A 12,105-nucleotide genomic window follows, 5' to 3' on the forward strand; every position below is an offset into this window, starting at 1 on the left:
TTGTTATAACGAATTATTAATTTTTTGAATGGCGATCAAACCGCCGGTTAAATTCAATACATTGGTGTAGCCATGCTGCTGCAATAACACCTGCGCTGTACGGCTCCGTAGCCCGGCTTTGCACACAACAATTAATTGGTCGTTTTTGTTGTGCCCGGCGTCTTCAATATAATCGGGAAGCTGCGCCAAAGGCACATTAATGCCACCGACATTATAAGTATGGAATTCTATCTTTTCGCGCACATCCAATAATACAGGCTGCTTGCCGCTGTTCATCAACTCCAGCAGTTCGGCGGCGGTAATATTAGTTTTGCTCATCAGGTGGCAGTGGTGTTGCAGTACCCTGCGATACCGTTACATTAATACGCGTGCCTATACTTGTTTTTGAAGCGGAATCAGTAGGCATAGGCGATTGCGCTACAATGATAACGTTTGATGAATCGGTTATAGTACCCTCATAGGTAACCGTACCCAAGGTAAGCCCTGCGCCTTTTATAGCGAACCGCGCCGCGTCCAGGTCCTGGTTCAGCAGATCAGGAATATCCACTTCGCTGGCTCCCTGCCCATCACCCAACACCAAGTCAACCGATGACCCTTTAGGTAGCTTTGTGCCGGGGCCAATAACCTTGCCGCCAAAACGTACTTCAAGCACTCGGTCGCGGGCAATGTCTGAGCGGTAACTGGTATCGCCCAGCTTCAGGCTGTAGTTAGCCAAGGTAGCTAATGCTTCACGGTAGTTATTCTGTTCCATATCAGGTAGCGAAACCATTGGCGCCTGGGTAGTAACTATGGTTAGGTAGATCACCCTGCCCTCTTTAACATTCGTTTCCGGATCAGGGTCCTGCTCAATAACAGTACCCGGAGGCTGATCACCTATATATGCCGAATCGATCTTGTATTCAAATCCCTGCTCCTCCAATAGCTGGATGGCACGGTCGATATTCATGCCCTTTAACTTAGGCACCGGTATGCCTGAGCCATGCCGTGTGTAGTAACTTAAACTAAAAAAAGCTATCAACACCACAGCCAATACCGAGCCTGCGGCAAGCAGCAATGTTTTACCAAAAGAAGCTGATTTTATATATGTACCAAATTTACTCATGTTGTTAGCAGGATAGCCATTTTAGCTATCAAACATAGGTGAAATATTTTAATTAACGAAGAATGCCAACTATTAGCAACGTAACTGATTGATTTACCAAAGCCTGAATTTATCCTCAATATTGGTGTGTATTTTTGTACGTTTATAACCTATACAGGTATCAGCTAAAAACCTATATTTGACCTTATGTCAGCAAAAAACGTAGCCCTTTTGGCCGGTGGTTATACCGGCGAATACGAAGTTTCAATTAATAGCGCGAAAAACATAGCGGACAATCTTGATCCGCAGAAATATAACGTTTATACCATTTTGGTCGACCGTAACCGCTGGCTGCACGAAACTGCTGAGGGTGCTGTTGACGTAGATAAAAATGATTTCAGTATAACCCTTAACGGCGAAAAGATAAAGTTTGACTTTGCTTTTATTACCATACACGGTACGCCAGGCGAGGATGGCAAAATGCAGGGCTATTTGGATATGTTAGGCGTGCCTTATAACACCTGCGATGCCACTACATCGGCCATATCCATGAATAAAGCTTACACCAAAGCATTGGTGCAGGGCATACATGGTTTGCATACCGCTAAATCTATCAAACTGTTTAAAAATGATGTGCATGATGTGGCTACCATTGCCGCTACGCTAAAGTTCCCGCTGTTTATTAAACCCAACAATGGCGGCAGCAGCGTAGGCATGAGCAAGGTGTATAATGCAGCCGCGCTACCGGCCGCGTTGGAGAAAGCATTTCATGAGGATGATCAGATCCTGATCGAAGAATTTATACAGGGCCGCGAGTTCAGTATTGGTATCGCTCGCTTAAACGGAAAAATAACCGTGCTGCCCGCCACAGAAATCATCAGCTCAAAAGATTTTTTTGATTACGAAGCCAAATATACCCCCGGCGTTACCAATGAGGTTACCCCTGCCGACCTGACCAATGAGCAGAACGAACTTGTAGCCAGCATTGTAAAGGATGTTTACAGTCGCCTAAATTGCCGCGGTATGGTACGTATTGATTTTATTATACAGGAAGGTACCGGCGATTTTTATTTTATAGAGGTGAACACTACCCCCGGCCAAAGCGCCAACAGCCTGATACCACAACAAGTTCGGGCAATGGGTATGCAGGTAAGCGAATTTTATGGATTGCTGATTGAAGGCGCTTTATAAGCGCTTTTCACCATGAAGTTCTATAAGCAGCAAAACGGCGTCGTTACTAAGCGCTTCTACTTCAAACGTTTCGGCATCCGGTAAGGCTAATCCGTCACCTTGGTGCAAAAGCCTGTTTTGCGCTTCGAACGCTCCCGCTACGGCAAACACGAATAATGCTGAATTTGTACGACGGACTTTATATTCCGCCTCAAAGCGGCCTGTAAATCGCCCAATGTGCACGGAAAAAGGAAGTTCTATATTGCCGGTCACCTCCATTAATTCATCCTGGCGATAATAGATATCGAAAGCGTTTTTCCGGGTCGTAGCAACCGGTATAGCAGCTGTTTCTATATTCATCATTACAAAGCTCACCCAGTTAGCTTTGTAGTGATTTTTTATATTGAATTGGCCCCCTGCCTTTATCGGGATAATCAAAGCTTCACCTGCCTCCGCGTCTGTTTGATTATAGGTATCTCGGTATTTAAATGCACCTGTTACGGGTAACAAAACTACGTAGCCAGTATGCTCAACCGTGTAAGTAGCGGTTGCTCCTCCGGCTAAAATAATCTCATTAAACAAACAGAGGTTTTTGAAGGCCATTTTATGCTCATCATAATAATCGCCAAAATTGAAGGTGCTGTAACGCTGCTCGCGTTCATCTTGCATCAGGCCGCGACTATCGGCTAAAAATATGGTAGCTTGCGTTTGTTCCACAATTATTGATCTCCTGATTTTGGATAGAGTAAATACTGAGGTATTGCGTTAATGGTAACAAGTCCGTAAGCGTCATATCCTGTTGCTGATCGATACCGGTCAATAATAGATTTTGACCTATAGTATCCAGCCAGTATACCGGCTCTGAATAAAAAGTTATAGAAATACGGTGCTTCTCCTTGTTTTCCAAGTGAGAGTTGATGATCTCAAACTTAAACTGATTGAATTTTAAAAACCTGCGGCCAAGCGTATTCAGCACATCCGGCATTATATTGTTTAGGAGTTGCAGATAACCCATTACAGCGCCGCTCACCATATGATTCATTTTGATTACTTCCGGATTATATTTTAACAGGTCGGTATATAGCGGATACTGTGCTGCCCTTTCAAAATTTTGCACCTGCATACGGTATTCGGTGTAACTATCGTCAAACACCAGCCTGTCCCAGGCTTTGCTTGCTGCTCCATCAATTATCTTGCGGTAACAAATACGAATTATTCTATTGTACATATGCCATTAATTTAAGTAAGGGCATACCTGCGTATGCCCTATCAGTTATGAAAACAGAACACATTAAGCAGGCACACCAAAAGTTATGGCCAGCTCAAAACCATCAGCCTTACTACCAGTAACAGATGCTATTTGCACGCCAGCGGTATCGTCGCTAAAAACATTATCATTTTTGTTGTAAGTATAATTGTTCATGCCCTTATCGTAGCCGTTAACTAATGCTACTGCCGAACCCGAACCTTCAGGAAAAGCGATTTGCGTAACCTTTAATGATTTACCTGAAGAATTGTAAACATGCACATGAATATGCGTGGCCCTGCCGGTGTACCAGCCCGGGAATATGCTGGTAAAGGTTACCAAGCCGTTCGAATCAGTAGTCTGACGGCCACGAAGAAAATGTACCGATTGGTAGTTAGTTGACTGCATACCTGAACCGCCATATTCGGAGTAATTACCTTCAGCATCACAATGCCAAATATCAACCAACGCGCCTGCGAGGGCTGAACAATTATTATTGGTGTTAGTAATAGTAATTTTAGCGGTTAGCTTATACCCTGTGCGCCCATCGGTAATATCGCTGCGTACATAAGATGCCGGTTGTTTTGTGGGGAAAGGGCCTTCTGTTTCGGTTGGGGCTACGTTACAGCCTGTTGTGGTTGAACCTGTATTAGTTGCCTGCGTATCATCAGAATCGAGGGTTACCGTATCATCATCCTTTTTACAGGCATGTAGCAATACCGGGGTTGACATTGCCCCGATCATTAAACTCTTCAAGAAATTCTTGCGTTCCATAACTTTTATATTTTGATCAATATAAAAGTGGAGCAATAGTTGGCTATAATTAAAAATGTATCGTTAAACCGGGCTTATGAGTCGATAAACAAAAAAGGGACAGATAAATCTGCCCCTCCTTTGTAATATTTCATGCTGACTATATAGCCGGATTAGCCGCATATTTCTTCCAAAGATCTTCAACGGTATAACCTGTTATATCTTTCCAGGTATTATCATTATATGCATGCCTGCGCATAACATCATCTATTTTTTTAACGGCGCCTTTTTTCACTTTAGCTTCAATCCACGCCAGGAAACGGGCGGTGATACGATAGCTGTTATCAAAATTTTGGGTAGCCTTAAATTCCGGCAATCTCCAGTTGCCGGCCTCATTAGCCACGCCGAATTTATAGCGGGCATAATCAGCAATACCTTCAGTTACCCACCATGGGCCGTTGGTATTACCATAGCCTTGCACAATGTGCATCACTTCGTGCGTTACTACGTCAATGTCGGTTTTGTGCTTGGTCATGTACTCGGCGCTAAACACTACTTTGCCATCTCCTGTTGCCGCTACACCGTGGTAAGCGGTATCAATAAAAAATGTCACCACCTTATCCGTTTTCTTATTGTACTCCTTTGCCAATTTTGGATATACCTCAAAAAATGTGTTAATAAGCTTTTGGGTAAGCTCCTTATCAAAATTTTCGTCGTTACCTGAAACAATCAGCGTGTAGCCGTTCTTCTTTAAGGTATCAATGCCACCTGCAAGCGTATTTGCAGCGGCGAAAAACACAACCGTTAATGCGAGTAAGATTATTCTTTTCATATAATGTGATCTATTTAACATCGTAAATATAAACAAACATAAAACGTTTTATCATCAGTTGATAAACTTCTCTAAATTTTATTTAAGAAATGTATAAAACCTTCGAAACTGAATTAAAGGTTAGGCCGGATGACATAGACATGTACCAACACGTACATAACAGCAAATATTTTGATTACGTACTGGCTGCCCGGTACGACCAAATGGACCACAACTATGGCAAGAGCATGGAAACCTTTATGAAACGCGGCTTTGGCTGGTTGGTACAAACCGTACATATTAACTATAAACGCGCCTTAAAAATGGGCGATACGTTTCTGGTTCGTACCGGTATTGAGGACATCAGCACACGTAACTGCCGGGTGAAGTTCAACATCATTAATAAATCAACAAATAAAGAAAGCTGCGACGGCTGGTTTGATTTTGTATTGATAGACCTGAGCACGAATCGCGGCGTAGCTATTCCGGATGACGTTATAGCGCATTACACAAGTTTTACAGCATAAAAAAAACGCATGGCCTTTAAGCCATGCGTTAACCATCACACTTATAACGGGCCATTTGCACTATTGGCGTCGTTAATTTTTTTCTTGTCCCGGTGTTTATCCTCTTTAAAAATCAAATATATAGCGCGCGGATCATTGCGCATACTGAGTATAGACCAACAGTCGGTTTGTGACGACCAATGGCGAAAAAGCTGATCGCCACAACGCAAAAAAGGCGACAAGTTTCCTCGCCGCCTTTGTATGTAATGTCTTTATAGCTTAGTTGCCCAGTTCCGACATAAACTTGATGCGCATCAGCTGCACCTCTTCGTAAGTGTAGTCATCAGGGCCTAAATCTGCCAATGCGTTATCAATGGAGTCAACTTCGGCGGTTTTAAAGTAATCAAATACTTCGTCCTGCTTATCCTCGTCCATCACCTCGTCAATATAATAGTCGAGATTCAGTTTGGTACCGGAGTTTACTATCGATTCCACCTCGCGGAGTATTTCTTCATAAGTTAAGCCTTTTGAAGCGGCAATGTCCTCAAGGTTAAGATGCCTGTCTATATTCTGGATAATATAAACCTTTAAAGCCGACTTATTAGCCGCGCTTTTGATCACCATATCCACCGGGCGGTCAATGTCGTTATCCTCGACATATTTTTTGATCAGCTCGATAACCGGTGCGCCAAACTTCAAGGCCTTACCGGCACCCACACCTGATATCTGCTTCAACTCATCAATAGATACCGGATAGTGTGTACACATTTCCTCTAATGATGGATCCTGGAAAATAACAAATGGCGGCAAGTTTTTTTGCTTGGCTATCTTTTTACGCAGATCCTTCAGCATTTGCAGCAGTTGCGTATCTAAAGCGCCCCCACCCTGCTTAGGGCCGTCCTCTCCGTCCTCATCATCGGTATTTTCAATAACACGGTTTACTAAAAAGCGTATGCTGAAAGGATTGTCAATAAAGTTGGCTCCTTTTTCAGTAAGCCTTAATAAACCATACTGGTCAATATCCTTTGACAGGAAATCGTCGAGCAAAGCCTGCCTTAAAACTGAGCTCCAGATATTCTCGCCATCCTCTTTGCCTGAATTGTAGTAGGGTAATTCATCATGCCCGTAATTACGTATCTGCGGGTTATCTGCACCAACTAATATGTCAATGATGTAACGGTCGTCAAAATTTTCGCCGAGGTGTTTGATCAGGCTTAGCGCTTTATGCAAATGCGTTTCCGCATCAAAAAAGGTTTTAGGCGCGCTGCAGTTATCGCACATTTTACTGCAACCACTTTCGTCAAAATGCTCGCCAAAATAATGCAAAATCTGCTTACGGCGGCATACTGATGATTCTGCATAATCAATCACCTCCTTCAGTATCTGCGTGCCAATTTCACGCTCAGATACCGGCTTATCCTTCATAAACTTTTGCAGTTTATCAATATCCTTTTGAGAGTAAAACGCCACACAAACACCTTCACCGCCATCGCGGCCCGCACGACCGGTTTCCTGGTAATACCCTTCCATGCTCTTTGGCACATCGTGGTGTATTACGTAACGTACATCCGGTTTGTCAATACCCATCCCGAAGGCAATGGTGGCTACAATTACGTCAACATCTTCCATCAGGAATTTATCCTGCGTATCGGCGCGCACCTTGGCATCAAGCCCGGCATGGTAAGGCAGGGCACGTATGCCATTGAGGTTAAGCACCTCGGCTACCTCTTCCACCTTTTTACGGCTCAGGCAATACACAATGCCCGATTTGCCTGTATTTTGCTTAACAAACTTCACAATCTCCTTGATTACGTTACGCTTGGCGCGCACTTCGTAAAAAAGGTTGGTACGGTTAAATGATGATTTGAAGACCGTTGCATTGTTCATCTGCAGGTTCTTCTGAATATCATGCTGCACCTTTGGTGTAGCAGTAGCGGTAAGCGCGATGATCGGGATGTTCTCGCCGATATTGCTGATCACCTGCCTGATCTTACGGTACTCGGGGCGGAAATCATGCCCCCACTCTGATATACAGTGCGCCTCGTCAACCGCAACGAACGATACGTGGTTGAGGCGTAAAAAATCAATATTTTCTTGTTTGGTTAATGACTCCGGCGCAACATACAAAAGCTTGGTTTTGCCGGCCAGTACATCCTCTTTAACGCGGGCAATTTCTGCTTTGGTTAATGATGAATTAAGAAAGTGTGCAATACTATCAGAACCGCCGAAAGCCCGTAGCTGATCAACCTGGTTCTTCATCAATGCAATAAGTGGTGAAATTACGATGGCGGTACCATCGCTCATGAGTGCTGGCAACTGGTAACACATTGATTTACCGCCACCTGTAGGCATTATAACAAACGTATCCCTCCCGGCTAATATATTGGTAATAATTGCCTCCTGGTCGCCCTTAAAATTATCAAATCCGAAAAAATTTTGGAGATTATCGAAAAGCGACTTTTTAGTCTCTATCATTATTTGTTGTGTGCTTGAAAATAAAAGTTCAAAATAACAAATTTTTTTATTAATGCGTCCGCTTTAAACCAAATTTTTATATAAAAATGATTTAGTAATTAAAAACAATTTGCTTACTTACGGCTTTAAAACCCAGACGCCGTTTTTACGAACATTTAACGTAGATTTTGCAAATAATTGTTCACTTTTACAGCGTACGTCACATTTAACTATTATTTCAGCCTGCTCAATGAACAGTAACTACTATGCCATAATTATGGCCGGCGGCATCGGAAGCCGTTTTTGGCCGATAAGCAGAACCTCTCATCCTAAGCAATTTATTGACATATTAGGTACCGGAAAAACACTTATACAAAACACTTACGACCGTTTTTTAAAGATCTGCCCGAAAGAAAATATTTACGTTGTAACCAACGAAAGCTACGCAGGCCTGGTTAAGGAACAACTGCCTGACATGGGCGACAACCAGATACTTACAGAGCCCGTAATGCGCAATACCGCGCCTTGCGTTGCATATGGTTGTTTTAAAATAGAATCGCTTAACCCGGATGCCGCTATTGTGGTAGCGCCATCAGACCATTTGATACTTGATGAAACGGCTTTTGTAAACGCTATCGAGAAATCACTTGAAACAGCCGCTGAACATCAGTGCCTGGTAACGCTGGGCATTAAACCTTCGAGGCCTGATACCGGTTACGGATATATTCAATACACCGAGAATGCTATAAACGGCGATTTTCATAAAGTAAAAACCTTTACTGAGAAACCTAACCTGGAGCTTGCCCGCACATTTTTGCAAAGCGGCGACTTTTTGTGGAACGCGGGTATTTTCGTATGGTCGGCCAAGGCTATTGTGAAGGCTTTTAACAGCTACCTGCCGGACATGTTCGACATATTTGCTGAAGCCCGCTCTGTTTATAACACTGATGACGAACGCAGGCATGTAAGCAACGCCTACCAGCGATGCACCAACATATCTATTGACTACGGTATTATGGAAAAAGCGGACAACGTATATGTGTTGCCTTCGGAATTCGGTTGGTCTGACCTGGGTACCTGGGCTTCGATCTACGAACTGTCAAACAAAGACTACGTAGGCAATGCCGTTATTCCAGCTGAGAAGGTGATCATGTACGACTCATCAAACTGTATGGTTAACGTGCCTGACGAAAAGCTGGTTATTTTACAAGGCCTGCACGATTACATCGTGGTAGAATCAAACAACACGCTGCTTATATGCCCGCGCGACCAGGAGCAAAACGTTAAACAGGTGGTTGCCGACGTCAAGCAAAAGTTCGGAACGAAATATATTTAGAGCCCCCAAACCCTAAAGGGGAGTTTAAGAAAAAGTAAAAGGCTGGTTGAGTATTCAACCGGCCTTTGCTTTTTACTTTTGGGCAAATACAATTCCCCCTTTAGGGGGTCAGGGGGCTACGCGTTCCGCTGCCTCACCGCCTCATAAATAATTATACCCGCGGACACACTTACGTTAAGCGATTCTATTTCGCCGAACATAGGTATCTTGGCCAGGTGGTCGGATATGCGGATGATCTCATTACGAATTCCGTCCTCTTCTGACCCCATGATGATAGCCGTAGGTGCGGTATAATCAGGCTTGTATAAGTAATCGTTAGTTTTTTCGGTACAACAAACCAGCTGCAGGCCCGACTCCTGGATAAATCTTACTGTTTGCAAAAGATTGGCGTGGCGGCAAACCGGTATCTTATACAGCGCGCCTGCCGAGGTTTTAATCGCGTCCGGGTTGATTTGTGCCGAGCCCTTGGCGGGTACCACAATAGCGTGCACTCCCGCACATTCAGCCGTGCGGGCAATGGCGCCCATGTTGCGCACGTCGGTAATACTGTCTAAAATCAAAATTAGCGGCACCTCCCCTTTCTCAAATATTTCGGGAATGATATCCTCAATCTTCCGGTAAACAATCGGCGAAATAAACGCGACCGCACCCTGGTGATTCTTAGGCGTAAGACGGTTCAGTTTTTCTACCGGTACCTGCTGTGCAGTTAGCTGATACTCGCCAAGCAGCGCTTTAAGCTCGCTCATTAACCCGCCGCTTATGCCGCGCTGAATATAAATGGATTCGATCTCCTTGTCCGAGCGGATAGCCTCAATAACGGCACGTATGCCAAAAACCATCTGGTTACTTTCTCGAACAGGTTTTGAGTGGAATGCCATAGTAAAAATTTAAGGGTCAAAAATAGCTATATTAATTTGATTATGCACTTAATGAACCGAATGGGCTTTTGAGTATACGTTTAACTAATTAACACGCTCAAATAGTTATTAACATCGTTATCTATCAGCAACATAAGTAAGTATTCCACACGTTATTAACATGCGGTGTTAGTTACAACACCTTGCTAAACCATTATTTTTCAACGTTAAGTTTTGGCGGTTTGAGCATAATGTTAGCTAATCCGAAGAATATTTGTATATTTTTGTAGACTATGATTCCCGATAACGAAAATCAATTTAACAAGCCGAATACAAATGAAAGAAGAAACCGGTTTTCTGCCGGAAACGCCTACAGCGGCTTAGGCAAACTGCCGCCGCAGGCGCTTGACCTTGAAGAGGCCGTATTGGGTGCGCTAATGCTTGAAAAGGATGCATTATCGTCCGTTATTGATATTTTGAAACCGGAAGTTTTTTATAAGGATGCACACCAGAAAATTTTTCAGGCGATACGCATTTTATTTGAAAAAACATCACCGGTTGATATCCTGACCGTTACTGCGCACTTACGCTCCCAGGGTGAGCTGGAAATGATCGGTGGCGCTTATTATATCACAGAGCTTACCAATCGTGTTGCATCGGCAGCTAATATTGAGTACCACGCCCGTATCATTATTCAGAAATACATACAACGTGAGCTGATCCGTATATCTACAGATGTAATTAATAGCGCTTATGAGGATACGACGGACGTGCTTGACCTGCTGGATAAGGCAGAAAAGAATCTGTTTGATATCGCCCAGAATAACCTTCGCCGCGATTCGCGCAAGATGGACGACCTGATGCACGAGGCATTGCGTGATATTGAGGCGCTGAAAGATAAAACAGACGGCCTTACCGGTGTTGCATCAGGCTTTACTGATCTTGACCGCATGACCTCGGGCTGGCAAAAATCCGACCTGGTTATTATTGCGGCACGCCCTGCGATGGGTAAAACGGCTTTCGTATTAAGCTGCGCGCGTAACGCCGCGGTTGATTTTGATAAACCGGTAGTGGTATTTTCGCTCGAAATGTCGTCGGTTCAGTTGGTTAACCGTTTAATATCCGGCGAGGCGCAAATTGAGCAGGAAAAAATACGTAAGGGTAACCTGGAACCGTGGGAATGGGAGCAGATACACAGCAAGGTGCGCAAGCTTGAACAGGCCACCATTATTATTGACGATACTCCTGCGCTTAATATATTCGAATTCAGGGCTAAATGCCGCCGTTTAAAGGCTCAGCACGACATTCAACTGATCATCATTGACTATTTGCAGCTGATGCATGGTAAAAACGATGGTAAAGGCGGTAACCGTGAGCAGGAGATTGGTAGCATATCGAGGGCGCTTAAATCAGTAGCTAAGGAGCTGAATGTACCGGTGATTGCGCTTTCACAGCTGAGCCGAGCCGTTGAGAGCCGTCCGGGTGGTTCAAAACGGCCGATGCTATCTGACTTACGTGAGTCCGGTTCAATTGAGCAGGATGCGGATATGGTACTCTTCCTTTACCGCCCGGAATATTACGGCCTGGATGTGGATGAGGACAACAACCCTACGCAGGGCGTTGGCGAGGTAATCATTGCCAAGCACCGTAATGGCGAAACCGGCCGCGTGCGCCTTAAGTTTGTGGGTAAATACGTTAAGTTTGCCAACCTTGAGGATGATAATGATTTTGGCATGGGCGCTAACAATGCGTTTGCCGGCCTCGCTCCTTCGCAAGGCTTTGATAATCCAAACGCGAGCAATTTCATCATCCGCCCATCGCGTATGGATGATATGGATGACGAAGCACCGTTTTAAGCTATAAATGATATTACAAACAAGAAAAGCGATAG

At 44.1% G+C, this 12,105-nt stretch carries 12 protein-coding genes; 4 read left to right on the forward strand and 8 right to left on the reverse strand.

Going from position 1 to position 12,105, the window contains the following annotated elements; all coding sequences use genetic code 11:
• Positions 1-3: 3 nt before the first annotated feature.
• Both LT679_RS04950 and LT679_RS04955 read right to left on the reverse strand, forming a co-directional pair.
• Positions 4-318, reverse strand: coding sequence for a rhodanese-like domain-containing protein (locus LT679_RS04950; protein ID WP_232176109.1), 315 nt, complete (start codon positions 316-318; stop codon positions 4-6).
• Positions 305-1,102, reverse strand: a complete 798-nt coding sequence (locus LT679_RS04955) for a PASTA domain-containing protein (protein WP_232176111.1) — start codon at positions 1,100-1,102, stop codon at positions 305-307. Before LT679_RS04955 ends, LT679_RS04950 begins: the two co-directional genes overlap by 14 nt.
• Before the next feature lie 186 nt (positions 1,103-1,288).
• On the opposite strand from LT679_RS04955, the gene LT679_RS04960 reads away from it, so the two are divergent.
• On the forward strand, positions 1,289-2,272 hold the full coding sequence (locus tag LT679_RS04960) for a D-alanine--D-alanine ligase (protein WP_232176113.1): 984 nt from the start codon (positions 1,289-1,291) through the stop codon (positions 2,270-2,272).
• Here LT679_RS04960 and LT679_RS18695 read toward each other — a convergent pair.
• From LT679_RS18695 to LT679_RS04980, 4 genes are all read right to left on the reverse strand, one after another.
• Positions 2,267-2,968, reverse strand: coding sequence for a pirin family protein (locus tag LT679_RS18695; RefSeq protein WP_232176115.1), 702 nt, complete (start codon positions 2,966-2,968; stop codon positions 2,267-2,269). The genes LT679_RS04960 and LT679_RS18695 overlap by 6 nt on opposite strands.
• Entirely contained in the window at positions 2,931-3,479 is a 549-nt protein-coding gene (locus LT679_RS04970; protein ID WP_232176117.1) for a hypothetical protein, read from the reverse strand. The genes LT679_RS18695 and LT679_RS04970 overlap by 38 nt, the downstream gene beginning before the upstream one ends.
• A gap of 63 nt (positions 3,480-3,542) precedes the next feature.
• The gene (locus LT679_RS04975) at positions 3,543-4,271 is read right to left on the reverse strand and encodes a dioxygenase family protein (protein ID WP_232176119.1); all 729 of its coding nucleotides are present in this window, start codon (positions 4,269-4,271) and stop codon (positions 3,543-3,545) included.
• 139 nt (positions 4,272-4,410) lie between these two features.
• A complete protein-coding gene (locus tag LT679_RS04980; RefSeq protein ID WP_232176122.1) occupies positions 4,411-5,082 on the reverse strand; it encodes a basic secretory protein-like protein in 672 nt (223 codons plus the stop codon).
• 89 nt (positions 5,083-5,171) lie between these two features.
• Here LT679_RS04980 and LT679_RS04985 point away from each other — a divergent pair, with 89 nt between their 5' ends.
• The gene (locus LT679_RS04985; RefSeq protein ID WP_232176124.1) at positions 5,172-5,588 is read left to right on the forward strand and encodes an acyl-CoA thioesterase; all 417 of its coding nucleotides are present in this window, start codon (positions 5,172-5,174) and stop codon (positions 5,586-5,588) included.
• Between the two features lie 258 nt (positions 5,589-5,846).
• Here LT679_RS04985 and recQ read toward each other — a convergent pair whose 3' ends face one another.
• Positions 5,847-8,039: a DNA helicase RecQ gene (gene recQ / locus LT679_RS04990; protein ID WP_232177155.1), complete on the reverse strand. Its 2,193-nt coding sequence runs from the start codon at positions 8,037-8,039 to the stop codon at positions 5,847-5,849.
• Between the two features lie 232 nt (positions 8,040-8,271).
• Here recQ and LT679_RS04995 point away from each other — a divergent pair, with 232 nt between their 5' ends.
• Positions 8,272-9,357, forward strand: coding sequence for a mannose-1-phosphate guanylyltransferase (locus LT679_RS04995; protein WP_232176126.1), 1,086 nt, complete (start codon positions 8,272-8,274; stop codon positions 9,355-9,357).
• A gap of 116 nt (positions 9,358-9,473) precedes the next feature.
• Here LT679_RS04995 and rlmB read toward each other — a convergent pair whose 3' ends face one another.
• A complete protein-coding gene (gene rlmB / locus LT679_RS05000) occupies positions 9,474-10,235 on the reverse strand; it encodes a 23S rRNA (guanosine(2251)-2'-O)-methyltransferase RlmB (RefSeq protein WP_232176128.1) in 762 nt (253 codons plus the stop codon).
• Between the two features lie 272 nt (positions 10,236-10,507).
• Between rlmB and dnaB the strand changes: the two genes are divergently transcribed.
• Positions 10,508-12,070: a replicative DNA helicase gene (gene dnaB / locus LT679_RS05005; protein ID WP_232176130.1), complete on the forward strand. Its 1,563-nt coding sequence runs from the start codon at positions 10,508-10,510 to the stop codon at positions 12,068-12,070.
• The last annotated feature ends 35 nt before the right edge of the window (positions 12,071-12,105 follow it).

Source organism: Mucilaginibacter roseus (assembly GCF_021215455.1).
Taxonomy (GTDB): Bacteria; Bacteroidota; Bacteroidia; order Sphingobacteriales; family Sphingobacteriaceae; genus Mucilaginibacter; species Mucilaginibacter roseus.

What these genes read in the sequence shown, in the direction of transcription:
- LT679_RS04950 (WP_232176109.1), bottom strand. Translation starts at nt 318, where the DNA reads ATGAGCAAAACTAATATTACCGCCGCCGAACTGCTGGAGTTGATGAAC.
- LT679_RS04955 (WP_232176111.1), bottom strand. Translation starts at nt 1,102, where the DNA reads ATGAGTAAATTTGGTACATATATAAAATCAGCTTCTTTTGGTAAAACA.
- LT679_RS04960 (WP_232176113.1), top strand. Translation starts at nt 1,289, where the DNA reads ATGTCAGCAAAAAACGTAGCCCTTTTGGCCGGTGGTTATACCGGCGAA.
- LT679_RS04970 (WP_232176117.1), bottom strand. Translation starts at nt 3,479, where the DNA reads ATGTACAATAGAATAATTCGTATTTGTTACCGCAAGATAATTGATGGA.
- LT679_RS04975 (WP_232176119.1), bottom strand. Translation starts at nt 4,271, where the DNA reads ATGGAACGCAAGAATTTCTTGAAGAGTTTAATGATCGGGGCAATGTCA.
- LT679_RS04980 (WP_232176122.1), bottom strand. Translation starts at nt 5,082, where the DNA reads ATGAAAAGAATAATCTTACTCGCATTAACGGTTGTGTTTTTCGCCGCT.
- LT679_RS04985 (WP_232176124.1), top strand. Translation starts at nt 5,172, where the DNA reads ATGTATAAAACCTTCGAAACTGAATTAAAGGTTAGGCCGGATGACATA.
- LT679_RS04995 (WP_232176126.1), top strand. Translation starts at nt 8,272, where the DNA reads ATGAACAGTAACTACTATGCCATAATTATGGCCGGCGGCATCGGAAGC.
- rlmB (WP_232176128.1), bottom strand. Translation starts at nt 10,235, where the DNA reads ATGGCATTCCACTCAAAACCTGTTCGAGAAAGTAACCAGATGGTTTTT.
- dnaB (WP_232176130.1), top strand. Translation starts at nt 10,508, where the DNA reads ATGATTCCCGATAACGAAAATCAATTTAACAAGCCGAATACAAATGAA.